Source organism: Mesorhizobium japonicum MAFF 303099 (assembly GCF_000009625.1).
In the GTDB taxonomy this organism is placed as follows: domain Bacteria; phylum Pseudomonadota; class Alphaproteobacteria; order Rhizobiales; family Rhizobiaceae; genus Mesorhizobium; species Mesorhizobium japonicum.
On sequence record NC_002678.2, the window covers coordinates 23,825 to 46,255 of the forward strand.

A 22,431-nucleotide genomic window follows, 5' to 3' on the forward strand; every position below is an offset into this window, starting at 1 on the left:
GTCTGGCCCAATGCGGGGTGTATTCCTGTTCGATCTCTTGGTACGAAAAAAGAACAAATCCGGATATCGATTGTTTTTCAGATATTTGATCCCTCTTGCCAAACGAGAACAAAAAAGGTACAAAATGACAGGGATTACGGATTGTCCGGCCTTCATTGACGACCAAGGGGTGATGTATCATGGCTCAGAATTCTTTGCGGCTTGTAGAGGATAAGGCAGTGGACAAATCAAAGGCTCTGGATGCGGCGCTGTCGCAAATCGAGCGGGCTTTCGGCAAGGGCTCGATCATGCGGCTCGGCGCGAACGAGCAGGTCGTCGAGATCGAAACCGTGCCGACCGGCTCGCTCGGCCTCGACATCGCGCTCGGCGTCGGTGGCCTGCCGCGCGGCCGCATCATCGAGATCTACGGACCGGAAAGCTCGGGCAAGACGACGCTGGCCCTCCACACGGTGGCCGAAGCCCAGAAGAAGGGCGGCATCTGCGCCTTCGTCGACGCCGAACACGCGCTCGATCCGGTCTATGCCCGCAAGCTCGGCGTCGACCTTGAAAACCTGCTGATCTCGCAGCCCGATACCGGCGAGCAGGCGCTGGAGATCTGCGACACGCTGGTGCGTTCCGGCGCCATCGACGTGCTGGTGGTCGATTCGGTCGCGGCACTGACGCCGCGCGCCGAAATCGAGGGCGAGATGGGCGATTCGCTGCCCGGCCTGCAGGCTCGACTGATGAGCCAGGCGCTGCGCAAGCTGACCGCCTCGATCTCGCGCTCCAACACCATGGTCATCTTCATCAACCAGATCCGCATGAAGATCGGCGTCATGTTCGGTTCGCCCGAGACCACGACCGGCGGCAATGCGCTGAAATTCTATGCGTCGGTGCGCCTCGATATCCGCCGCATCGGCTCGGTCAAGGACCGCGACGAGGTCGTTGGCAACCAGACCCGCGTCAAGGTGGTCAAGAACAAGCTGGCGCCGCCCTTCAAGGTGGTCGAGTTCGACATCATGTATGGCGAGGGCGTGTCCAAGACCGGCGAACTGGTCGACCTCGGCGTCAAGGCCGGCGTGGTTGAGAAATCGGGCGCCTGGTTCTCCTACAATTCGCAACGTCTCGGCCAGGGGCGCGAAAATGCAAAGCTGTTCCTGCGCGACAATCCCGATACCGCACGCGAGATCGAACTGGCGCTCAGGCAGAATGCCGGGCTGATCGCCGAAAAATTCCTCGAGAATGGCGGCTCTGAAGGCGGCGACGACGGTTTTGAGGACGAAGCCGGCGCAATGTAGGCCGCGGACAGAGTTCGGCCATAAAGTCGGTCTATGACCTGATGCTTAAGTAATCGAGTTCTTTAGTACCGCGTCCAAAACCGCCGGCCTTCGCGCCGGCGGTTTTCGTTTTTGGCGGACCAATAGACTCCCCGGATTGGCCCAGTTCCGTGTTTCTGGACAGGCTGGGGCGTGCCCGCTAAAAGGCCAAGTCTATTTCTGCAAACCAGAGACCAGTTTCCGCCGGCCGCGCCGGCGGTTTTCGCGAAAAGGCAGCAGTCATGAGTGGCGTGAACGAGATACGGTCGACATTTCTCGACTATTTCCGCAAGGAGGGCCACGAGGTCGTGGCCTCGAGCCCGCTCGTACCGCGCAACGATCCGACATTGATGTTCACCAATGCTGGCATGGTGCAGTTCAAGAACGTCTTCACCGGTCTGGAGAAGCGGTCCTATTCGCGCGCCACCACCGCCCAGAAGAGCGTTCGCGCCGGCGGCAAGCACAACGACCTCGACAATGTCGGCTACACCGCGCGCCACCTGACCTTCTTCGAGATGCTCGGCAATTTCTCCTTTGGCGACTATTTCAAGGAGCGCGCCATCGAGCTTGCCTGGAACCTGATCACCAAGGAGTTCGGGCTGAAGAAGGACAAGCTGCTGGTCACCGTCTATCACACGGACGATGAGGCGGCCGGCTTCTGGAAGAAGATCGCCGGCTTCTCGGACGATCGCATCATCCGCATCGCGACCTCGGACAATTTCTGGGCAATGGGCGACACCGGTCCCTGCGGACCGTGCTCGGAAATCTTCATCGATCGCGGCGAGCACGTCTGGGGCGGGCCTCCCGGCAGCCCCGAAGAGGATGGCGACCGCTTCCTCGAATTCTGGAACCTGGTGTTCATGCAGTATGAACAGGTGACGAAGGAGGAGCGCATCGACCTGCCGCGCCCGTCGATCGACACCGGCATGGGCCTGGAGCGCATGGCCTCCATCCTGCAAGGTGTGGAAAGCGTATTCGAGACTGACCTGTTCCGTCACCTGATCGATGCGGCGTCCTCCGCGCTCGGCCGCGCTCCCGATGCGGAAACGGTGGCGTCCTATCGCGTCATCGCCGACCATTTGCGCTCGTCCTCCTTCCTGGTCGCCGACGGTGTCTTGCCGTCGAACGAAGGCCGCGGCTATGTACTGCGCCGCATCATGCGCCGCGCCATGCGCCACGCGCAGCTGCTCGGCGCGAACGAGCCGCTGATGTGGAAGCTGGTGCCGGCGCTGGTGCGCGAGATGGGCCAGGCCTATCCCGAGCTGCTGCGCGGCGAACAGCTGGTCACCGAGACGCTGAAGCTCGAGGAAACGCGCTTCCGCAAGACTTTGGTGCGCGGCCTCGGCCTGCTTTCGGAGGCGACGGAAACGCTGCATGCCGGCGACATGCTGGACGGCGAGACGGCCTTCAAGCTCTACGACACTTACGGCTTCCCGCTCGACCTGACGCAGGACGCGCTGCGCCAGCGCAACATCTCGGTCGATCTGGCCGGCTTCACCAACGCAATGGAGCAGCAGAAGGCCGAGGCGCGCAAGCATTGGACCGGGTCCGGCGAGGCCGCCACCGAGACGGTGTGGTTTTCCGTGCGCGAACAGACGGGCGCTACCGAATTCCTCGGTTACGAGACCGAGCAGGCAGAAGGTCTGATCCAGGCGCTGGTCAAGGACGGCAAGACCGTCGACAGCGCCGGCAAGGGCGACGCCGTTGCGGTGGTCGTCAACCAGACGCCGTTCTACGGCGAGTCCGGCGGTCAGATGGGCGACACCGGCATCATCTCGGGCGAGGGGTTCTCGATCGAGATCTCCGACACGCAGAAGAAGGCCGACGGGCTGTTCGTGCATCTGGGCAAAGTGGCGAGCGGCACGGTCAAGACCGGTGCTGCCGTCGAGCTTAAGGTCGACCATGCGCGCCGCACCAGGCTGCGTGCCAATCATTCCGCCACGCACCTGATCCATGAGGCGCTGCGCGAGGTGCTGGGCACCCATGTCGCGCAGAAGGGCTCGCTGGTCGCGCCGGAGCGTCTGCGTTTCGACATCTCACACAACAAGCCGATCTCGGCCGAGGAGCTCGAAGAGGTCGAGCGCATGGCCAACGAAATCGTCGTGCAGAACAGCCCGGTGACCACGCGCCTGATGTCGGTCGATGACGCCATTGCCGAGGGCGCCATGGCGCTGTTCGGCGAGAAATACGGCGACGAGGTGCGCGTCGTGTCGATGGGCACGGGGCTGCATGGCGCCAAGGCCAACCGGCCCTATTCGGTCGAACTCTGCGGCGGCACGCATGTCAGGGCGACCGGCGATATCGGCCTGGTCCGCGTCGTCTCCGACAGCGCGGTCGCCGCTGGCGTACGCCGTATCGAGGCGCTGACCGGCGAGGCGGCCAGAAAACATCTCGACGAGCAGGACCGGCGCCTGAAGGCGGCGGCGGCCACGCTGAAAATCTCGCCCGCCGACGTGCCGGCCCGCGTCGAGGCTTTGCTCGAAGAGCGCAAGAAGCTCGAGAAGGACCTGACCGAAGCGCGCAAGAAACTGGCACTGGGCGGCGGGGCCGCAGCGGGCGCGCCCTCGGAAAACGAGACGGTCGCGGGCGTCGGCTTCCTCGGCAAGGCGGTCTCCGGCGTCTCGCCGAAGGATCTGAAGCCGCTGGCCGATGCCGGCAAGAGCTCGCTCGGCTCCGGCGTCGTCGTCTTCGTCGGCGCCGATGAAGACAACAAGGCGAGCGTCGTCGTCGCCGTCACCGACGACCTCGTCGGCCGCTTCAGCGCCGTCGATCTGGTGCGCGTCGCCTCCGCCGCCTTGGGCGGGCAGGGCGGTGGCGGGCGGCCCGACATGGCCCAGGCCGGCGGCCCGGATGCCTCGAAGGCCAATGATGCGATCGCGGCTGTGAAGGCGGCGCTCGAAGCCGCCTGAAAGCCATGACATGAATGTTCTCGTCCTCGGTGGCTATGGGTTGATCGGGGACGCCGTCATTGGCCGTTTGCTTCGCGACGGTCATCATGTGACCGGCCTCGGCCGCGATGTTCCGGATGCTGGGCGGCGCCGGCCGGCGGTTCGATGGATCGCGGCGGACATGTCGAAACTGCTTGCCGCTGAAGACTGGCTGCCGGTGGTTGCGGGCATGGACGCGGTGGTCAAATTCGGATCCGCAATCTGGCGCGGCAGGCGGCCATCGAAAACGCACCGCTGCCCGCCGAAGAGAAACGCCTGTTTCGCATCTGGTTTGCTTGCGGTTTTCCAGCCTTTGGCGCGGCGCTTGCGATCCTCTGGCCGATGGTGACCCGCCCCGAACTCGGGTTTTGAATGCGGCTTCAATCAGCCTTTTCAGACCGCGCAAAGCTCGCACGATCAGCGACGCGCGCATACCAATCCCGCATATCCGCGAACCGCGCCAACAGATCGCGCCCTTGCGTGACCTTGACGAAATAGGCGATGATCGGCGCGGCGTGCAGGTCCGCCAGCGTCAGCTGGTCGCCAAGCAGCCACGGACCTTGTGCCTTCAGCGATCTCAGCACCTTCAGCACCGTCTCAGCCTGAGCAAGGCCGCTGGCGATCAACGCCCAATCCGGCTCAACCTTTTCCAGGCGCTCGACGGCAACGTCCCAGACCATGGCGCGGTAGCCATAGGCGTCGAGCATGCCTGTCATCTGGCCCATCCTGGCGCGGCCGCGCGCATCGGCGGGCTGCAGCGCCGGACCGTCGAAAGCCTCGTCGACATAGCGGGTGATCGCATTCGTCTCGAAGAGGCGAAAACCGTCATGCTCGAAAGCCGGGATGCGGCCGAACGGGTGATGTTCCAGGTACCAGGCCGGTATGCCGTCGGCGGCGAAGATGTCGAGCGGCACCAGCTCGTAGTCGACGCCCTTCTCCTCCAGCGCCATCCGCGCGATGCGTACATAGACGCTGTAGTCCGCGCCATAGAGGATTGGCCTGGTCATGCTGTCAGCTCTTCGCTTTCGCTGGCCCAAAAAAGCGAAGGCTCCTTTCGGAGCCTTCGGCATGTGGAAATCTGGGTTCTTACGCCATCGCCTTCTGCAAGTTTTCGTCGATCTTGTCGAGGAAGCCGGTGGTCGAGAGCCAGGGCTGATCGGGACCGATCAACAGCGACAGGTCCTTGGTCATGAAGCCGGACTCGACGGTCTGGATACAGACCTTTTCCAGCGTCTCGGCAAAGCGCTTCAGCTCCGCATTGTCGTCGAGCTTGGCGCGGTGGGCCAGCCCGCGCGTCCAGGCGAAGATCGAGGCGATCGAATTGGTCGAGGTTTCCTCGCCCTTCTGGTGCTGGCGGTAGTGGCGGGTTACGGTGCCGTGCGCGGCTTCGGCTTCCACCGTCTTGCCGTCCGGCGTCATCAGCACCGAAGTCATAAGGCCGAGCGAGCCGAAACCTTGCGCCACGGTATCGGACTGGACGTCGCCGTCATAGTTCTTGCAGGCCCAGACATAGCCGCCCGACCATTTCAGACTGGACGCCACCATGTCGTCGATCAGGCGGTGTTCGTACCACAGCTTCTTCGACTTGAAGTCGGCCTCGAATTCAGCCTCGTAGACTTCCTGGAAAATGTCCTTGAAGCGGCCGTCATAGGCTTTCAGGATGGTGTTCTTGGTCGACAGATAGACCGGATAGTTGCGCAGCAGGCCGTAATTCAGCGAGGCGCGGGCAAACTCGCGGATCGACTCGTCGAGATTGTACATGGCCATGGCGACGCCGGCGCCGGGTGCGTCGAACACGTCATGCTCGATGACCTTTCCGTCTTCACCGACGAACTTGATCGTCAGCTTGCCCTTGCCGGGGAAGCGGAAATCGGTGGCGCGGTACTGGTCGCCGAAGGCGTGGCGGCCGACGATGATCGGCTTGGTCCAGCCGGGCACCAGGCGCGGCACGTTCTTCATGATGATCGGCTCGCGGAAGATGGTGCCGCCAAGGATGTTGCGGATGGTGCCATTCGGCGACTTCCACATCTTCTTCAGCTTGAACTCCTCGACGCGCTGTTCGTCGGGGGTGATCGTCGCGCACTTCACGCCGACGCCGTATTTCTTGATGGCGTTGGCCGAATCGATGGTCACCTGGTCGTTGGTGGCGTCACGATGCTCGATGCCGAGATCGTAATATTCGAGCTTCAGGTCGAGATAAGGGTGGATCAGCTTGTCCTTGATGAACTGCCAGATGATGCGGGTCATCTCGTCGCCGTCGAGCTCGACGACCGGGTTCGCCACCTTGATCTTCGCCATGGAAAGAATGCCTCGTTCAACAGTTGGGGGATGGCGGGGCCGGCCCCGCCAGGATAGGGACTTCGCCTATAGCAAAGCGATCCGGGCGGCGCAAACCTGGGCAATGCGGAAGCAGGCTGCTGCCGGCGCAATTCCAGGAAAGTGTGAAGCGGTTTTTCGTTCGAAGTTGCCGTAAAACAAGGGGACAGAGCGGTTCGGCATTTCCGCGAAACGGTGAGGCGATCCAGCAATCGTGAACAAAAAACGATGCCGCACTGCCCATCGAGAGGCAGGCGGCATCGCCTTTGTTTCATGCGCCGCACCCAGGCGGCTGGCGCTTATTGCAGCGGCGTGCCGCCAGGGCCCGGGAAGGCCGTGATCGGAGTGCCGTCAGCCACGTTGCCGGAGATCATGTTGTTCTTGAACGACTGGACGGCGCCGCTGCCGGTGTTGCTGACCCCGGTGACATTGCCGAACACGGTCGAGGCGCCGAGAAAGGCGATGGCGCTGCCGGCGCCGCTGGCGGCGGCGCCGTTGGCATTGACTCCGATGCCGGCATTGGAACTGATCGTGGTGTTGACGATCGTCGCGCGTACCGACGATGCCGCGGCGACGGACTTGACCGCCACCCCGTTGCCAGTGTTGCCGCTGACCAGGCTGTCGGTCAGTGCCATATTCATGGCGGAGGTGTTGCCGGTGCCGTCGACAAGAATGCCATTGGCGCTGTTGGTCAGTTCCACCCTGGACAGGATGGCATTGATGCCAACGGCGCCAGTCGTTTTGATAAGAATGGCGCCACCGACTGCCTCGGCTATCCGCGTATTGCTGATGTAGAGTTCGCTGGCCCCGTTGGGAAGAAATTCGACGCCATTGCTGGTCACCCGCTCGATGTTGCAGTCCTCGATATGCAGTTGACCTTGGCCGGTCATCCGCACGCCGTCGAGTCCGGTGCCCGCGCCGTCTATGTCGAGGCCGCGAAGATGCACGACGGAGCCGACAGGCGTATTGACGACGATGCCGTTCACGAGCGCCGAAAGCACACCGCCTTCGGTGGTTTTGCAGTCGATGGTGATGGATTTGGTGATGGTGACTGTGCCAAATCCGCCCGGGTCCAGACAGTTGATCTCGCCGGCCGTCGCCGTCTTCGAGATGGCGCCGGCAAACGTCTTACAAGGTGCCGTTCGGCTGCACGGATCGGCGTCGTTGCCGACGCCGGAAACCCAGGTCCGTGTCGCTTGCGCGGAAGCCGGAGCAATCAGGAAGACTGATGCCAGAAGTAACACCGCGATTGAAAGGAAAAACCGTAAGACGTTCATTTGCCCCTCCTGAAGTCTAGCCAACACCTTTGTCGGCCATTGAAAACCCGTGTCGAAACGCTTGGGGCATAGATAAATGACAGAAGCGTGCAAGACACGCTCCATCTTCAAAATGCGTTTACCGATACAGCTTGACCCCAAGCGGTTTTGATATTGCAATTTTCTAAGATGATGTCACAGAGACGGCCGGCCGCATCGCCGTATTTAACTATACATATAGCTAATAGGTTATTTCTGTAACCGGAAGATGTCGCCGATAAAAATAAGGCAGAGCCATCACGGAGTATAGGGTTGGATAGCGTGTCGTTGGCAGAGCGGCCGCGATGCCCACATCTCAACCATCTTTTGAGAAGATGCAGCACGTGGCTCGTCTGCTTGTACGGGCGCGTGACCATTTGCTCCAGCCCGCCGGTGGAGCGAATTGGGATTTTTCCCGCAAACACAGGGGTGGCGAGACAAGGCTATTTGTCGCCAGGTCACCGACAACTCTTCAAAAAGCCGTATCGATATGGCAGGACGCGGTGACCTCGTAGCGCAATCATCTGGAACACATGACCGGAAAAGACTTTCAGCGTGGCCCCGGCGGTCCGGCGATCATCCTCGTCGAGCCGCAGCTTGGCGAGAACATCGGCATGGTCGCGCGCGCCATGGCCAATTTCGGCCTGTCGGAACTGCGTCTGGTCAATCCGCGCGACGGCTGGCCGAGCGAGAAGGCGCGCGCCGCCGCGAGCCGCGCCGACCATGTCATCGATGCCGTGAAGGTGTTCGACGATCTGGCCTCGGCGCTTGCCGACCTCAATTTCGTTTTCGCCACCACCGCCAGGCAGCGCGATGGCTTCAAGGCGGTGCGCGGCCCCGTTGAGGCGGGCAGGGTGCTGCGCGCCCGCCATGGCATGGGGCAGCGCACCGGCATCCTGTTCGGCCGCGAGCGCTTCGGCCTCTACAATGACGAGGTCGGACTTGCCGACGAGATCGTCACCTTTCCCGTCGATCCTGATTTCTCCTCGCTCAACATCGCTCAGGCCGCGCTGCTGATGTCCTATGAGTGGATGAAGTCCGGCCTCGAGGACGAGACCAAAACCAATTTTTCAGGGCCGGAGATGAAGCCGGCCAGCAAGGAAGAATTGCATGGTCTGTTCGCCTATCTCGAAGGCGCGTTGGAAGCGCGCGGCTATTTCCGGCCGGCGCCGAAGAAGCCGAAAATGGTCGACAATCTGCGCGCCGTGCTGACGCGCGCCGGCTTTGCCGAGCCGGAGCTGAAGGTGCTGCGCGGCATCATTTCCTCGCTGGACAGGTTCTCGCCGGCAATGCCGCGCGGCGATGGCTCGCCGGGCGATGATCCAAGGCGGCTTCCGGCCGCCGCGCGCGCGGGGAAGGCAGACGCCGATCGCCAGGTGCGCAAGCCTGCCGGTGATGATGAGGACGCGCCGCCGCTGGGCGGCAAGGGAACCGACAATGACTGACCAGCCGATCCTGATGTTCGATTCCGGCGTCGGCGGTTTGACCGTGCTGCGCGAGGCGCGCGTGCTGATGCCGGACCGGCGCTTCGTCTATGTCGCGGACGATGCGGCCTTTCCTTTCGGCGCCTGGGAGGAACCGGCGCTACGCACCCATATACTCGATCTCTTCGTCAAATTGCTGGACCGGTTTGCGCCTGCGATTTCCGTCATTGCCTGTAACACCGCCTCGACGCTGGTGATCGATGCGCTGCGCGAGAGATTTCCGGGCCATCCCTTTGTCGGCACCGTGCCGGCGGTCAAGCCGGCGGCGGAGCGCACGCGCTCCGGCCTGGTTTCGGTGCTGGCGACGCCGGGTACGGTGAAGCGGCAATACACGCGCGACCTGATCAGCAAATGGGCGCAGAAATGCCATGTCCGCCTGGTGGGCAGCGACAGGCTGGCGGGCCTTGCCGAAGTCTATATGCGCGAGGGTTTTGTCGACGAGGAAGCCGTGCGCGCCGAGATCGCGCCCTGTTTCATGGAACATGAGGGGCTCAGGACCGACATTGTCGTGCTGGCCTGCACCCACTACCCTTTTCTGGTCAACCGCATGCGCAAGACCGCGCCCTGGCCTGTCGACTGGATCGATCCGGCCGAAGCGATCGCCCGGCGAGCCCTTTCGCTGCTGCCGCCCGTCGACGGGGCGCTGCCGCAAGGCGAGCCCGATATCGCTGTCTTCACCTCAGGCAAGACGGATTTCGCCATCGGCCGGCTGATGCAGGGCTTTGGACTGTCCGTGAGGTAATGCATGTCGCCCAAAAGTGACCTCGGTTTTGGGAAAACGACATGCATAAAATCAAGACCTAAAGCGGCGGAACGCCAGCTGCTCAAACAGGTTCGAAGACGATGCTGCGTTGATCCGGATCGGCCGAGGCCAGCTTTAGCATCACTCTGTCGCCCTGTCTGAGACCGGAGGCCTTTACGGTGGCGACGACAGGCATGTCGGCAAGCTGAACGCGCACACCATGGTCGACGAAGTCGGTGACAACGGCTTTGAACGTTTCCCCTTCGCGTCCGCTGAGCATGACCGCCTCGGCAAGGTCGATGGCCGCATGGTTTATCTGTGAAGCGCGGGCATCCGCACGTCCCATCACCTTCGGCAGCCCAGCGAACGCATCGGTGACGGCCTGCGGCACGGCCTGGCCGTTGGCGATCGCCAGCGCGCAGCGCACGACATAACGATCGGCCAACCGCCTGAGTGGCGCGGTTGCATGGGCATAGGTCGCGGCCATCGCCTCGTGCCAGGGGACAACGCCTTCCTGGTAGGGCTGGTAGGACGCGCCATTGCCCGCGCGGCGGATTTCCAGCATCAACGCCGCCTGTTTCGGATCAGCCGGATCGAGTGTGCGCTGGTAGTCGCGCAGGCTGGTCGAGGCCGGCCAGGACAGGCCGAGCGCCTGTGCCGCGTTGCGCAGTCTCTGCTCCTTGGGATCGTCCGGCCCAGACATTACCCGGAACAGCCCGGTCTTGTGCGTCAGCATGGCGTCGGCGATCGCCATGTTGGCGGCCAGCGAAAGCGCGGCGTTGTCCTGCTCTGATTGCAATATCGGCCTGAACGAAAGCCGGAATGTGCCGTCGGCGAGCCTTTCCACCTCCTGCTCGGGCGGGTCGACGCGGGAAGCGCCGCGACGCTCTTCGTTTGCCGCCATGCGCCGCGCCATTTCGGCGAAGTCGGCCGGAACGTCGGAGGCCTTTACGCTGTCATAGGCAAGCTTCGCGCGGCTTTGGATGATTGCCCGCTCCGCGCCGTCCAGTTTCGTCGCCCCGTCCTCGGCGACCCGAACGGTGAAGACAACGGCTGGACGTGGTCCGTCCGGCAGCAGGCTCGCCGCGCCCTCCGCAATTGCCGGCGGGTAGAGTCCGGCCTTGCCATCCGGCAGGTACAGCGTCTCGCCCCGCGCCCAGGCTTCGCGATCGAGCGCGTCGCCGTCCTCGACGAACCAGGCCACGTCGGCAATGGCATAATGCAGCAGAAGATCACTGCTGCTCGCCTCGATCGAGAACGCCTGGTCAAGATCGGTGGAGGCAGCCGGATCGAGCGTGACAAAGGGCATCGCGGTTCGATCGACATGCTGGTTCGGCACACGTCTGGCCGCCGTCTCGGCCGCGGCCACTACGTCTACCGGAAATCCACCCGGCACGTGGAATTCGGTGCGGATTTTCGCCAGGCCGGCGGAAAGCGCTTGCGAGGGGTCTGTCAGAGACTTCATTCAGCCGTCCTACACCAGGGCTCCGGACACGGGAAGGCTGCCGACGAAATCGTCAAAGCCAGCCGCCTGACGGGCTGCCAGCGGCCGACTGAGAACTGGGCCACTGGCGCTGGAACCGCCGCCGAAGCGCGGCGTTTCTCCTAACGGCAAAGGAGAAACCGCCATGCCAGCCACCTCGAAAGCTCAGCAGAAAGCCGCCGGCGCCGCACTCTCCGCCAAGCGCGGCGAGACGAAAAAGAGCGAACTCAAAGGCGCTTCCAAAGGGATGTACGAATCCATGAGCGAGAAGCAGCTCGAGGAATTCGCCGAGACCAAGCGCAAAGGGCTGCCGGAAAAAAAGTCGAAAGACTGAGTGTCGTTCGCGAAACATCGACCAAACAGGCAAGGCCCGCAGCGGAACTGCGGGCCTTTGTTTCTTCAAGCAAAATCTTCGGGCAAATGTTTTGCCTTACCAGCGATGGCAGCGCCGTATCCGCTCGACGATTACCCTGCGATGACCGTGCCGCCACACCACTCTCTTCTTGACGATGATGCGACAGACCTGTTTGTGACCGTGCCAATGGCGCGCCATTGCCGGCTCCGGCGCAACCGCCATCGATCCGGCAAGCACCGCGGCACCGGCCAGGGTAAGGAAGAACTTCTTCATGCTAATTGGACTCCTCTTGTTCCAGATCCCTTCCTGGTGCCGCTGGTGCAAACCTTCCGGCACACATTGCTCAACGTCGTGAACGCTATAGGGTCGCGTTGCGCCGCGCCACTGACAAGCTTGACACCGGTTAAATCTCGGTTTAACCAGCCGCCAACGCCGGGCAGCGATGTCCGGTGTTTGTTTTGTATGCGCAAGACCGGTTGCCTTGGTTTCTGATCTTGTTTGAACTGACGTGTCCCGTGGGTTTTCCGCCGCGTTGCGTGGGAAAACCCTGTCAGGTCTCGAAAACGGAGGCCAGAGGAGGGCGCGTTTCCTTCACCCGGACCATGAGGTGCCGGGTGTGTTGTTTTGAAAAGGGAATGCGATGAGCAAGCGCGAATCCGCGAAATATAAGATCGACCGCCGTCTCGGCGAAAATATCTGGGGCCGCCCGAAGTCCCCGGTCAACAAGCGTGAATACGGCCCCGGCCAGCACGGCCAGCGCCGCAAGGGCAAGCTTTCCGATTTCGGCCTGCAGCTGCGCGCCAAGCAGAAGCTGAAGGGTCACTATGGCGACGTTTCGGAAAAGCAGTTCCGCAAGGTCTATGAAGAGGCCGACCGCCGCAAGGGCGACACCTCGGAGAACCTGATCGGCCTGCTCGAATCGCGTCTCGACGCGGTCGTCTACCGCGCCAAGTTCGTCCCGACCATTTTCGCCGCCCGTCAGTTCGTCAACCACGGCCACGTCAACGTCAACGGCAAGCGCGTCAACATCGGCTCGTACCGCTGCAAGCCGGGCGACGTCATCGAAGTGCGCGAAAAGTCGAAGCAGCTGGTCATCGTTCTGGAATCGGTCGGCCTCGCCGAGCGCGACGTGCCGGACTACATCGAAGCCGATCACAACAAGATGGTCGCGACCTTCTCGCGCATCCCCGGCCTGGCGGACGTTCCGTTCGCCGTGCAGATGGAACCGAACCTGGTCGTTGAATTCTATTCGCGCTAAGCGAACGCTTTTCTGCGATACCGAAAAGGCCGCCCCTGAAGGCGGCCTTTTTGTTGGCGCATCCCGCTTTGCCGTTTCGATTTTGCGGCCGATGCGCTAATCCGTGCGGACATCACATCCCGGGGCCGCGCCATGAACATGCTGCCAGACATCGAGACGCTTGAAACGGCCGCAGAAGGGGGCTCCCATCCGCTGTTCGCCGATGTGCCGTCCTCGGTCGAGTTCAACAAATTGCGCAAGCGGCTGCTGCGGCTGACCCGCCAGGCGATCGAGGACTTCTCGATGGTGGAGCCGGGCCAGCGCTGGCTGGTCGCGCTGTCGGGCGGCAAGGATTCCTACGGCCTGCTTGCCTTGCTGCTCGACCTCAAATGGCGCGGGCTGCTGCCGGTCGAATTGCTGGCCTGCAATCTCGACCAGGGCCAGCCGAACTTTCCCAAGCACATCCTGCCCGATTATCTCAACGCCAACGGCATCGCGCATCGCATCGAATATCAGGACACCTATTCGGTGGTCACTAACAAGCTGCCGGAAGGCAGCACCTATTGCTCGCTCTGCTCGCGGCTGCGGCGCGGCCATCTCTACCGCATTGCGCGCGAGGAGGGGTGCTCGGCGCTGGTGCTCGGCCACCACCGCGAGGACATTCTCGAGACCTTCTTCATGAACCTGTTCCATGGCGGCCGTCTCGCCGCCATGCCGCCAAAGCTGCTCAACGACGAGGGCGACGTCATGGTGCTGCGGCCACTGAGCTATTGCGCCGAGATCGACCTCGAGAAATTCGCCGCGGCGATGCGGTTCCCGATCATCCCTTGCGACCTCTGCGGCAGCCAGGAGGGTCTCCAGCGCAACGCCATGAAGGCGATGCTGGAAGACATCGAAAAGCGCATGCCCGGCCGCAAGGACACCATGATCCGCGCGCTGTCCAATACCAGGCCGTCGCATCTGCTCGACAGGAAACTGTTCGATTTCGCCGCCCTGAACCAGACCCTCATCACAGGACAAGACGCTTCAGATGACATTTGACGATAACGCGATCGACTGGCTGGCCAGCCTGCTGGCCGAGGCCGCCGACACCGAAATCATGCCCCGCTTTCGCCGGCTGGGCGACGGCGATATCAGACAGAAGACCTCCGCCGCCGATCTGGTGACGGAAGCGGACGTCAACGCCGAGCGGCTGATCACCACCAGGCTGCGCCAGAATTATCCCTCGGCCATGGTTGTCGGCGAGGAAGCCTGTTCCGACGATCCGGCGCTGCTCGACGGGCTGGGCGACGCCGATCTGGCCTTCGTCATCGACCCGGTCGACGGCACCTTCAATTTCGCCTCCGGCGTGCCGCTGTTCGGCGTCATGCTTGGCGTCGTGGTCAAGGGCGAGACGGTCGCCGGTATCATCCATGATCCGGTCGGCAAGGACTGGCTGATCGGCGCCAAGGGTGGCGGCAGTCATATCCGCCATGCGCATGGCAGCCTGGAGAAGGTGCGGGTTGCCGCAAGCGCGCCGATCTCGCAGATGACCGGCGCGGTCTCCTGGCAGTACATGGCCGAGCCCGACCGCACCCGACTGGCCTGCAACCAGACCAAGACGCTGTCGCAGTTCAACTACCGCTGCGCCGCCCACGAATACCGCTTGCTGGCGAGCGGCCATGGCCATTTCGTCGTCTACAACAAGCTGATGCCGTGGGACCATCTCGCCGGTGTGCTGATCCATGCGGAGGCCGGCGGCCATGCGGCGCGCTTTGACGGCAGCGCCTATCTGCCGTCGCATGTCGGCGGCGGTCTGCTGGTCGCCCCCGATCGAGAAAGCTGGCAGGAGTTGCGCCGCGAACTGTGGGCTGGATAGGATCATTTTCCGAGGCCGGCGCTTGACTGCCGGGTTTGTGCGGCCGAAGAATTGGTGCGCAGGCGGGGGCTCTCGAATGAAATCTCGGTTCGCGATTCTTGCGGCGGCTCTTGCCGCAATCTCGTTTGCGAGCGCCAGCGGGGCGATCGCGCAAGAGCGCCCTTGCCACAGTCCCGATCCCGTCAACACCCTAAAGGAGATGTCGGAGGCTATCTATGCCTGCTGGAGGCCGCCAGCGGGAACCGCGGGCATGTCCTTGACGCTGCAGTTCTCGCTGCGCCGCAACGGCACGCTGATCGGCAAGCCTCGCGCCACCTATTCCGATCTGGGAACCGATCCGCAACTCAGCCGGGCCTTCGTGGCATCCATCCTCAAGGCACTCGACGAAGCGTTGCCATTGCCCTTTTCGGACGGCATGGGCGGAGCAATTGCTGGACGCATGCTTGCGCCTCGCTTCACGGCGGCGCTTGAAGGTGCATCCTGACGCACATCGTCTAATGCAGGTCGGTGATATGCCCTGAAATGGGTGGGTTATGCGGCTGGAACATCTTGCCGCGCTCGGCGATGAGGATCATCAGCAGCGCGGCGACCGAGACGCTGCAGAAGCCGGCGGCAAGCGGCGTCACCGTGCCGTTGAAGGCCTGGCCGATCAGCGTGCCGAGAATGCCGCCGAGAAACGTCTGCATGAAGCCCAGTATGGACGATGCCGTGCCGGCCAGCTGGCCGAGCGGTTCCATCGCCAAGGCGTTGAAATTGGCGCCAAGCGCGCCGAAGGGAAGCATGGCGCTGGCAAAGAAGGTGATGAACAGCCAGAGCGGCATCTTGATTTCCAGCGAAACGACCAGCCAAGCCAGGCTGATGACCAGAAACAAAAGCAACGCACTTTGCGACAGACGGCGCATGCCGATGCGGCCGACAAGGCGCGAGTTCAGAAAATTGGAGAAGGCGAGCACGCCGGCGACCCCGGCGAAAATGACCGGGAACATTTCGCCGACGTTGAAGATGCCGACATAGATCTGCTGCGCCGAGGCGATGAAGCCGAACATGGCGGCGAAGATGAAGGTGCTGGCAAAGGCGTAGCAGAGCGCGATGCGGTTGGTGAGCACGATGCGGAATCCGCCGAGGACGGAGGAAACCGTCAGTTGCCGGCGATATTCGGGACGCAGCGTTTCAGGCAGGCGCAGCAGCGACCACGCCGACACGATCAGCGCGCCGACGGCCATGGTGACGAAGATGTAGTGCCAGGTCGCAAACAGCATGATGAACTGGCCGATGCCCGGCGCAATGACCGGTATGGCCATGAACACCATGAAGATCAGCGACATGACCTCCGCCATGCGCCGGCCTTCGAACGTATCACGCACGATCGAGACCGCGATGACGCGCGTGGCGGCAGCGCCGATGCCTTGCACGGCACGGCATATCAGCAGCGTTTCGAAGCTTGGCGCGATGGCGGCGGCGGCGGCCGCCGCCACATAGATGATCAGCCCGGCGACGAGCGGCGAGCGGCGGCCGAACCGGTCGGAGATCGGTCCGAAGAACAGCTGGCCGCCACCAAAACCCAGAATGTAGGCGGTGACCACATATTGCCGGTGGTTTTCATTCTCGACGCCGAGCGAGGCGCCGATCTGCTGCAGCGCCGGCAGCATGATGTCGATGGCCAGCGAATTCAGCGCCATCAGTGCCGCGCACAGCGCAATAAACTCCCAGCGCGGAATAGGCAGTTTGCTTGCCGATTGCGGCGCTGTTGATTGCTGGTCCACGGCAAGTCCGATCTTCTCAAGCAAAAATGCGCCGGCGGGCCGGCGCATTGGCTCGTCTTTATCCCGATATCGGGACATAGAAATTGCCGAGGTGGGGCTGCCCCGGTGTTCAGTGCAGTCGCGACGACATGCCCAAAACCGAAATCAGGCGGCGCCTTTGACGCTGACGCCCTTTTCGACCAGGAAGGTCTGCAACTCGCCGGCCTGGAACATCTCGCGGACAATATCGCAGCCGCCGACGAATTCACCCTTGACGTAAAGCTGCGGGATCGTCGGCCAGTTGGAATAGTCCTTGATGCCCTGGCGCAGTTCAGCCGAGTCCAGGACATTCACGCCCTTATAGTCGGCGCCGATATAGTCGAGGATCTGGACGACCTGGCCGGAAAATCCGCACTGCGGAAAACCGGGCGTGCCCTTCATGAAAAGGACGACGTCGTTGCCCTTCACTTCATTGTCGATGTAGTCGTTGATACCGCTCATGGAATTTCCTTTCACGCCTGTGGGAGTCAGGCTCGAAGCATGTCTTTCAAATAAACCCATAGGTTGCCCGAAACAAGACATTAGCCACGCCATGGCCCAAATGGCGCAAAGGATGGGCGGGTTTGGGCCAAGCGGTGTTGGCCGGAATGGCCTCAGTCGGGGACACTGGTCTGCAGCGCCAGTGCGTGCAGCACGCCGCCCATATTGCCCTTCAGCGCGTCATAAACCATCTGGTGCTGCTGGACGCGGCTCTTTCCCCGAAAGCTCTCGGCGACGACTTCAGCCGCATAGTGGTCGCCGTCGCCGGCGAGGTCGCGGATCGTCACCTTGGCGTCCGGAATGCCGTCCTTGATCAGTTTTTCGATGTCGTGGGCATCCATTGCCATTGCACAATTCCTGTTTCGGGCGGGCGACGGTGTGGCCGCCCGTGCGATGAGAGTCGGGGTAAACCTAAAGCCTTTCCGGCCGCGATTGAAGCCGTTCCGTCCGCCGTCGGCGCGATTGTCGCCTAGGATGCGTTCGTGCCCGGATCGACCGCATCGGCCGCGGGGTCGTCTTCGCGCATCGAGAAGGTGCGGCCAAGGCTGAAAACCAGGATATAGAGGGGGATGTTGACCGCAAGATCGGCGATCGGCAGGTAGCTGGTGATCTGCCAGACGGGCGAGAAGAACGGTTGGCCATAGCCGTCGCAGACAAGCGACGAGCCATATTCCCACAAGGCGCCCAGAACGGCCGCGACGGCGAAGAGCTTGATGCAGGTGACGATCCGGTTTGCCCGTGCCGGGTCCGGCAGAAGCCGGTTCCAGAACACCAGACAGACGATCGGAACCGCATAGATGAGGTTCTGCAGCACCAGCATCGGCAGCGTGCCGTTGGCCGCGTCAAGGAACTCGGCGCGCGTTTCCAGCCGCGGGCAAACCTCGCTCGAGGTCGTCGACAACAGGAAAAAGACGAACGGCCCGAGGAACCAGAAGAAGAACAGCGACGGCCAGAAAACGACTGCAAGCAGCGCCCGGGCCGCCAGTGTGCTCAACTGGCCTGGTCCATGAAGCGGGGGAACCAGCCTTCATGGGCGGCCTTCAGATCGCCGACCGGGATCGCCTTGGCATCGCCGAGCTTCAGCGCATCGCCTCCGGTCGAGCCGATCCACGGCGCGAAGATGCCGAGTTCGCCCTGCTGCTTGCGGATGGCGTCCCATTCATCGCCATGCGGGTCGATCGACAGTGTCAGCAGATAGCGGCCCTGATCCTCGCCGAACCAGACCGGGATGGGATCGGTGCCGACAAGGCCGGGAACGGTCGCGCCGATGCCCGACGCCATCGCCATTTCGGCCAGCGCCACGGCGATACCGCCATCTGAAACGTCATGCGCCGCGGTGACGATGCCGGAGGCGATCAGCGAGCGCACGTGGTCGCCGACGCGCTTCTCATGCGCGAGGTCGACCGGCGGCGGCGGACCGTCGGTGCGGCCATGGATGTCCCTGAAATAGACGGACTGGCCAAGATGCGTGCCCCAGGAGGCGGGCGCGCCGACCAGCAGGATCATCTGGTCTTGCGCGGCAAAACCGGTGCGCACCATCTTCGACCAGTCGGCGATCAGCCCGACGCCGCCGATGGTCGGTGTCGGCAGGATGCCCTGGCCGTTGGTCTCGTTGTAGAGCGAGACATTGCCAGACACGATCGGGAAGCCGAGCGCGCGGCAGGCGTCGCCGATGCCTTTCACCGCGCCGACCAGCTGGCCCATGATCTCGGGCCGTTCCGGATTGCCGAAATTGAGGTTGTCGGTCGCGGCCAGCGGCAGCGCGCCGGTGGCGGTGAGATTGCGCCAGCATTCGGCCACGGCCTGCTTGCCGCCTTCATAGGGATCGGCTTCGCAATAACGCGGCGTCACATCCGAGGAGAAGGCGAGCGCTTTGGTCGCATGGCCTTCCACCCGCACCACGCCGGCATCGCCGCCGGGAAGCTGCAGCGAATTGCCCTGAATCAGCGTGTCATACTGCTCCCAGACCCAGCGGCGCGACGACAGGTCCGGTCCGCCGAGTAGTTTCAGCAGCGCGTCCGCGACATCGGCCTGCGGAATGTCGTTGGCGGCAAGCGGTGCCGGCTTCTTCGGCTCGATCCAGGGGCGGTCATATTCCGGCGCCTTGTCGCCGAGATCCTTGATCGGCAGATCGGCGACCTGGTCGCCCTGATGCAGCACGCGAAAACGCAGATCGTCGGTGGTCTTGCCGACAATGGCGAAGTCGAGGCCCCATTTGTGGAAGATCGCCTCGGCTTCCTTTTCCTTCTCGGGGCGCAGCACCATCAGCATGCGCTCCTGGCTTTCCGACAGCATCATCTCATAGGCGCTCATGCGCTCCTCGCGCACCGGCACCTTGTCGAGGTCGAGCTCGATGCCGAGATCGCCCTTGGCGCCCATCTCGACCGCCGAGCAGGTGAGGCCGGCCGCACCCATGTCCTGGATGGCGATGACGGCGCCCGATGCCATCAGCTCGAGGCAGGCCTCGAGCAGGCACTTTTCGGTGAAAGGGTCGCCGACCTGCACGGTCGGGCGCTTCTCGTCGATCTTGTCGTCGAACTCGGCCGACGCCATGGTGGCGCCGCCGACGCCGTCGCGGCCAGTCTTGGCGCCGAGATAGACGACCGGCAGGCCGACGCCCTTGGCTTCCGACAGGAAGATGGCATTGGTCTTGGCGAGGCCGGCGGCGAAGGCGTTGACCAGGATGTTGCCGTTGTAGCGGGCGTCGAAGTTGACCTCACCGCCTACCGTCGGCACGCCGAAGGAATTGCCGTAACCGCCGACGCCTGAAACCACACCGGCGACGAGATGCCTGGTCTTGGGGTGGTCAGGCGCGCCGAAGCGCAGCGCATTCATCGCCGCGATCGGCCGTGCGCCCATGGTGAAGACGTCGCGCAAAATGCCGCCGACGCCGGTCGCCGCGCCCTGGTAGGGCTCGATGAAAGAGGGGTGGTTGTGGCTTTCCATCTTGAAGACGACGCAATCGCCGTCGCCGATGTCGACCACGCCGGCATTCTCGCCCGGCCCCTGGATAACTTGTGGCCCCGTCGTGGGCAGTGTGCGCAGCCACTTCTTCGAGGATTTGTAGGAGCAGTGCTCGTTCCACATCGCCGAGAAAATGCCGAGCTCGGTAAAACTCGGTTCGCGCCCAACGAGATCGAGGATGCGCTGATACTCGTCTGGCTTCAGCCCATGCGCGGCAATGAGCTCGGGGGTGATCGGCACGGAATTGGAAATGGTCATGGGCGGCGATTTATGTCCATGGGAGCGGGGATTTTGAGTCCCCTCTTATCGCAAGCTTTGCGGCCGATACACCCGTCGATGAGCGAAAAAAGACAGAAAGCAACAAGGTGATGACCGGGGTGGGTCCGCACCTGGAGCTTTCAGGCGCCCGTGGGGCCAGCGGTGATCCGCGGGGCCATCTTGAGGAATGCAAAGGCGAATGGGAACGCTATGGCATCCCGGCCGTTGGGTTCCAACCCTTCAGGAGATCAGGACATGGCGACCAAGCAAGGCAAGAAAGACAATCGCCTCTCGGATAAGGAGGCTCTCCATATCGCGGAAACCACCGACGTTTCGCCCGGGCAGGCCAAGGAACTGGCCAAGAAGCACGGCAAGGACAAGGCCAAGGAGGAAGCCAAAAACTTCAAGGCCGAGGGCTGATCCGATTCAGGTCCCTCAGGAGAAGCTGTCATAGCCGGCGCGGCCCTCGTCGAGGAGGCGCCGGATGACGGCAACGCCGTTGGCGACATCGCCGCGCTGTCTCGGCTGCGAGGTGCCGAAGCGGACGCCGTGAAAGACCTGTTCGGAGCGGCCGGCCTTGAACTCGTCCTCGTCGTCGATCAGCACGCCGTGTTCCAGACAGGCATTCTTGAAGGTGCCGGAAAGCCATGGGTCGGGCAAAGTCAGCCAGACAAAGGGCACCTTGTCATGTGACTTGAATGCGAAGCCAGCCAGGGTCTCGCGCACGATCGCGATGCGGGCGCTGATCTCGGCGATGCAGCGCTTGCGGATATCGCTGGCCTGGCCGGAAAGCACCAGCCTTGTATTCACCTCCGCCAGCAGGAAGGGCATGCCGCCGGTCATCATCTTGTGGGCGACACGGATCCGGTGGCGATAGGCGGGAGGGCAGGAGAGCCAGCCGCCGCGGATACCGGCCGCCACCGATTTCGACAGGCCGCCGGCGACGATGGTTCTCTCCGGGGCATATTCGGCAAGCAACGGTGTCGGATCGTCGGTCAGGTGGCCGTAAAGATCATCCTCGATCAGAATGACGTTGTATTCGCGCGCAACACGCGCGATCGCCTCGCGTCGCCCGGCGGACAGTGTCGTCAGGGTCGGATTCTGCGCCGTCGGCATCAGGAAGATCATCCTCGGATGCTTTTGCGCGCAGACGCGCTCGAAATCGGCCGGGTCGAGGCCTTCGTCGTCCGAGGCCACCAGTGCGGTGCGCCGGCCGATCAGCCCGGCGCTGCGCGAAATCTGCGAATAGGTGAGGTGTTCGAAGGCGACATAGTCGCCGGGTGTTGTAAGTGCGGCGATCGCCGCCATCACCGCCGCATGGGTGCCGAGCGTCGGAACGATGCCGTCGGCGGCCGGGCGGAACGAGTTTCGCGCCAGCCAGCGGGCGCCGGCTTCGTACCAGCGGCCAGGAAAATCACGCGTATAGCTCGAGATTTCATGAGGATGATCCTGCGCGGTGCGCGACAGCACATCGGCAACAACGGCGCCCTGGCCGACATCGGGTGCCGCCGTGCTGTCGAAACGCAGCTTGTCCTGAGGCGCATCGACATAGCGCGTGCCTTCCACACTGACGTCGGGCGCCTCCGGCTTCACGCCGTCGGCGCGCCGGCCAAGCACATAGGTCCCGCGCCCGACTTCGCCGCTCACCAGCCCGCGCTCGCGCAGCAATTGGTAGGCCCGGCCGACCGTGCCGACAGTAGTGCCGATGTCGTAGGCGAGGTCGCGCTGCGGCGGCAGTTTTGTCCCGGCGCCGATCACGCCTTGGTCGATGCCCGCTTCAACGGAGTCCGCAAGGCGTTGGTAGAGCGGTCCGGCGCCGCCGGTCAGATCTGGGAGCCAATTTGTCATGGTGACAATTTTCTATATTGCACCGAATTGTGAGTCAATACATATCAATCACGCACCAAAAGGGGTGCAATTGAGAGTTTTGGCAGA

The 22,431-nt window shown here is 62.9% G+C and carries 22 protein-coding genes; 11 read left to right on the forward strand and 11 right to left on the reverse strand.

Features of this window, described 5'->3' with window-relative positions; genetic code table 11:
- The first annotated feature begins 179 nt into the window (after positions 1 to 179).
- From recA to MAFF_RS41385, 3 genes are all read left to right on the forward strand, one after another.
- Positions 180 to 1,277, forward strand: a complete 1,098-nt coding sequence (recA, locus tag MAFF_RS01215; protein ID WP_010909075.1) for a recombinase RecA — start codon at positions 180 to 182, stop codon at positions 1,275 to 1,277.
- A 260-nt stretch (positions 1,278 to 1,537) separates the two neighbouring features.
- Positions 1,538 to 4,204, forward strand: coding sequence for an alanine--tRNA ligase (gene alaS / locus MAFF_RS01220; RefSeq protein WP_010909076.1), 2,667 nt, complete (start codon positions 1,538 to 1,540; stop codon positions 4,202 to 4,204).
- Positions 4,205 to 4,214: 10 nt separating this feature from the next.
- Positions 4,215 to 4,571 (forward strand): NAD-dependent epimerase/dehydratase family protein, encoded by a 357-nt coding sequence (locus MAFF_RS41385; protein WP_010909077.1) that lies wholly within the window; start codon positions 4,215 to 4,217, stop codon positions 4,569 to 4,571.
- Positions 4,572 to 4,602: 31 nt separating this feature from the next.
- Here MAFF_RS41385 and MAFF_RS01230 read toward each other — a convergent pair whose 3' ends face one another.
- From MAFF_RS01230 to MAFF_RS01240, 3 genes are all read right to left on the reverse strand, one after another.
- Complete coding sequence (locus MAFF_RS01230) at positions 4,603 to 5,229, reverse strand: glutathione S-transferase family protein (protein ID WP_010909078.1); 627 nt, start codon at positions 5,227 to 5,229, stop codon at positions 4,603 to 4,605.
- A gap of 79 nt (positions 5,230 to 5,308) precedes the next feature.
- On the reverse strand, positions 5,309 to 6,520 hold the full coding sequence (locus tag MAFF_RS01235) for an NADP-dependent isocitrate dehydrogenase (RefSeq protein ID WP_010909079.1): 1,212 nt from the start codon (positions 6,518 to 6,520) through the stop codon (positions 5,309 to 5,311).
- Positions 6,521 to 6,837: 317 nt separating this feature from the next.
- Positions 6,838 to 7,815 (reverse strand): right-handed parallel beta-helix repeat-containing protein, encoded by a 978-nt coding sequence (locus tag MAFF_RS01240; protein ID WP_044547411.1) that lies wholly within the window; start codon positions 7,813 to 7,815, stop codon positions 6,838 to 6,840.
- 551 nt (positions 7,816 to 8,366) lie between these two features.
- Here MAFF_RS01240 and MAFF_RS01245 point away from each other — a divergent pair.
- Together MAFF_RS01245 and murI are read left to right on the forward strand one after the other, a co-directional pair.
- Positions 8,367 to 9,278, forward strand: coding sequence for an RNA methyltransferase (locus MAFF_RS01245; RefSeq protein WP_010909081.1), 912 nt, complete (start codon positions 8,367 to 8,369; stop codon positions 9,276 to 9,278).
- Positions 9,271 to 10,059: a glutamate racemase gene (murI, locus tag MAFF_RS01250; RefSeq protein ID WP_044547414.1), complete on the forward strand. Its 789-nt coding sequence runs from the start codon at positions 9,271 to 9,273 to the stop codon at positions 10,057 to 10,059. Before MAFF_RS01245 ends, murI begins: the two co-directional genes overlap by 8 nt.
- Before the next feature lie 82 nt (positions 10,060 to 10,141).
- Here the strand turns inward: murI and MAFF_RS01255 are convergent, their stop codons facing one another.
- Complete coding sequence (locus MAFF_RS01255) at positions 10,142 to 11,524, reverse strand: ribonuclease R family protein (protein WP_010909083.1); 1,383 nt, start codon at positions 11,522 to 11,524, stop codon at positions 10,142 to 10,144.
- A gap of 163 nt (positions 11,525 to 11,687) precedes the next feature.
- Here MAFF_RS01255 and MAFF_RS01260 point away from each other — a divergent pair, with 163 nt between their 5' ends.
- Positions 11,688 to 11,876 (forward strand): DUF3008 family protein, encoded by a 189-nt coding sequence (locus MAFF_RS01260; protein ID WP_010909084.1) that lies wholly within the window; start codon positions 11,688 to 11,690, stop codon positions 11,874 to 11,876.
- Between the two features lie 96 nt (positions 11,877 to 11,972).
- On the opposite strand, the gene MAFF_RS01265 is transcribed toward MAFF_RS01260, so the two are convergent.
- Entirely contained in the window at positions 11,973 to 12,170 is a 198-nt protein-coding gene (locus tag MAFF_RS01265; RefSeq protein WP_027042433.1) for a hypothetical protein, read from the reverse strand.
- Between the two features lie 367 nt (positions 12,171 to 12,537).
- Here MAFF_RS01265 and rpsD point away from each other — a divergent pair, with 367 nt between their 5' ends.
- The 4 genes from rpsD (at position 12,538) to MAFF_RS40460 (ending at position 15,476) form a co-directional block, all read left to right on the forward strand.
- Positions 12,538 to 13,155 carry a 30S ribosomal protein S4 gene (gene rpsD / locus MAFF_RS01270; RefSeq protein ID WP_010909086.1) on the forward strand — a complete coding sequence of 206 codons (618 nt, stop codon included), beginning with the start codon at positions 12,538 to 12,540 and terminating at the stop codon, positions 13,153 to 13,155.
- Between the two features lie 132 nt (positions 13,156 to 13,287).
- The gene (ttcA, locus tag MAFF_RS01275) at positions 13,288 to 14,175 is read left to right on the forward strand and encodes a tRNA 2-thiocytidine(32) synthetase TtcA (RefSeq protein WP_032930041.1); all 888 of its coding nucleotides are present in this window, start codon (positions 13,288 to 13,290) and stop codon (positions 14,173 to 14,175) included.
- A complete protein-coding gene (locus MAFF_RS01280; protein ID WP_010909088.1) occupies positions 14,165 to 14,992 on the forward strand; it encodes an inositol monophosphatase family protein in 828 nt (275 codons plus the stop codon). The genes ttcA and MAFF_RS01280 overlap by 11 nt, the downstream gene beginning before the upstream one ends.
- A 250-nt stretch (positions 14,993 to 15,242) precedes the next feature.
- Positions 15,243 to 15,476, forward strand: coding sequence for a hypothetical protein (locus tag MAFF_RS40460; protein WP_244420698.1), 234 nt, complete (start codon positions 15,243 to 15,245; stop codon positions 15,474 to 15,476).
- Between the two features lie 10 nt (positions 15,477 to 15,486).
- Here MAFF_RS40460 and MAFF_RS01290 read toward each other — a convergent pair whose 3' ends face one another.
- The 5 genes from MAFF_RS01290 to purL all read right to left on the reverse strand — a co-directional run bounded on the left by MAFF_RS01290 (position 15,487) and on the right by purL (position 20,496).
- Positions 15,487 to 16,755, reverse strand: coding sequence for a multidrug effflux MFS transporter (locus MAFF_RS01290; protein ID WP_080512015.1), 1,269 nt, complete (start codon positions 16,753 to 16,755; stop codon positions 15,487 to 15,489).
- A gap of 144 nt (positions 16,756 to 16,899) precedes the next feature.
- Positions 16,900 to 17,235, reverse strand: a complete 336-nt coding sequence (gene grxD, locus MAFF_RS01295) for a Grx4 family monothiol glutaredoxin (protein ID WP_010909091.1) — start codon at positions 17,233 to 17,235, stop codon at positions 16,900 to 16,902.
- 152 nt (positions 17,236 to 17,387) lie between these two features.
- A complete protein-coding gene (locus MAFF_RS01300) occupies positions 17,388 to 17,621 on the reverse strand; it encodes a BolA/IbaG family iron-sulfur metabolism protein (RefSeq protein ID WP_010909092.1) in 234 nt (77 codons plus the stop codon).
- Positions 17,622 to 17,743: 122 nt separating this feature from the next.
- On the reverse strand, positions 17,744 to 18,268 hold the full coding sequence (locus MAFF_RS01305) for a hypothetical protein (RefSeq protein ID WP_044547425.1): 525 nt from the start codon (positions 18,266 to 18,268) through the stop codon (positions 17,744 to 17,746).
- Complete coding sequence (gene purL / locus MAFF_RS01310; protein ID WP_010909094.1) at positions 18,265 to 20,496, reverse strand: phosphoribosylformylglycinamidine synthase subunit PurL; 2,232 nt, start codon at positions 20,494 to 20,496, stop codon at positions 18,265 to 18,267. The genes MAFF_RS01305 and purL overlap by 4 nt, the downstream gene beginning before the upstream one ends.
- Before the next feature lie 255 nt (positions 20,497 to 20,751).
- On the opposite strand from purL, the gene MAFF_RS39890 reads away from it, so the two are divergent.
- Positions 20,752 to 20,916, forward strand: a complete 165-nt coding sequence (locus tag MAFF_RS39890; RefSeq protein ID WP_164987053.1) for a hypothetical protein — start codon at positions 20,752 to 20,754, stop codon at positions 20,914 to 20,916.
- Between the two features lie 15 nt (positions 20,917 to 20,931).
- Here MAFF_RS39890 and MAFF_RS01315 read toward each other — a convergent pair whose 3' ends face one another.
- Positions 20,932 to 22,344: a PLP-dependent aminotransferase family protein gene (locus MAFF_RS01315; RefSeq protein ID WP_010909096.1), complete on the reverse strand. Its 1,413-nt coding sequence runs from the start codon at positions 22,342 to 22,344 to the stop codon at positions 20,932 to 20,934.
- Positions 22,345 to 22,431 lie beyond the last annotated feature (87 nt).

Bases quoted from the DNA above. Each gene is read 5' to 3' on its own strand.
- recA (WP_010909075.1), top strand. From the start codon at position 180: ATGGCTCAGAATTCTTTGCGGCTTGTAGAGGATAAGGCAGTGGACAAA.
- alaS (WP_010909076.1), top strand. From the start codon at position 1,538: ATGAGTGGCGTGAACGAGATACGGTCGACATTTCTCGACTATTTCCGC.
- MAFF_RS41385 (WP_010909077.1), top strand. From the start codon at position 4,215: ATGAATGTTCTCGTCCTCGGTGGCTATGGGTTGATCGGGGACGCCGTC.
- MAFF_RS01230 (WP_010909078.1), bottom strand. From the start codon at position 5,229: ATGACCAGGCCAATCCTCTATGGCGCGGACTACAGCGTCTATGTACGC.
- MAFF_RS01235 (WP_010909079.1), bottom strand. From the start codon at position 6,520: ATGGCGAAGATCAAGGTGGCGAACCCGGTCGTCGAGCTCGACGGCGAC.
- MAFF_RS01240 (WP_044547411.1), bottom strand. From the start codon at position 7,815: ATGAACGTCTTACGGTTTTTCCTTTCAATCGCGGTGTTACTTCTGGCA.
- MAFF_RS01245 (WP_010909081.1), top strand. From the start codon at position 8,367: ATGACCGGAAAAGACTTTCAGCGTGGCCCCGGCGGTCCGGCGATCATC.
- murI (WP_044547414.1), top strand. From the start codon at position 9,271: ATGACTGACCAGCCGATCCTGATGTTCGATTCCGGCGTCGGCGGTTTG.
- MAFF_RS01255 (WP_010909083.1), bottom strand. From the start codon at position 11,524: ATGAAGTCTCTGACAGACCCCTCGCAAGCGCTTTCCGCCGGCCTGGCG.
- MAFF_RS01260 (WP_010909084.1), top strand. From the start codon at position 11,688: ATGCCAGCCACCTCGAAAGCTCAGCAGAAAGCCGCCGGCGCCGCACTC.
- MAFF_RS01265 (WP_027042433.1), bottom strand. From the start codon at position 12,170: ATGAAGAAGTTCTTCCTTACCCTGGCCGGTGCCGCGGTGCTTGCCGGA.
- rpsD (WP_010909086.1), top strand. From the start codon at position 12,538: ATGAGCAAGCGCGAATCCGCGAAATATAAGATCGACCGCCGTCTCGGC.
- ttcA (WP_032930041.1), top strand. From the start codon at position 13,288: ATGAACATGCTGCCAGACATCGAGACGCTTGAAACGGCCGCAGAAGGG.
- MAFF_RS01280 (WP_010909088.1), top strand. From the start codon at position 14,165: ATGACATTTGACGATAACGCGATCGACTGGCTGGCCAGCCTGCTGGCC.
- MAFF_RS40460 (WP_244420698.1), top strand. From the start codon at position 15,243: ATGTCCTTGACGCTGCAGTTCTCGCTGCGCCGCAACGGCACGCTGATC.
- grxD (WP_010909091.1), bottom strand. From the start codon at position 17,235: ATGAGCGGTATCAACGACTACATCGACAATGAAGTGAAGGGCAACGAC.
- MAFF_RS01300 (WP_010909092.1), bottom strand. From the start codon at position 17,621: ATGGCAATGGATGCCCACGACATCGAAAAACTGATCAAGGACGGCATT.
- purL (WP_010909094.1), bottom strand. From the start codon at position 20,496: ATGACCATTTCCAATTCCGTGCCGATCACCCCCGAGCTCATTGCCGCG.
- MAFF_RS39890 (WP_164987053.1), top strand. From the start codon at position 20,752: ATGGCGACCAAGCAAGGCAAGAAAGACAATCGCCTCTCGGATAAGGAG.
- MAFF_RS01315 (WP_010909096.1), bottom strand. From the start codon at position 22,344: ATGACAAATTGGCTCCCAGATCTGACCGGCGGCGCCGGACCGCTCTAC.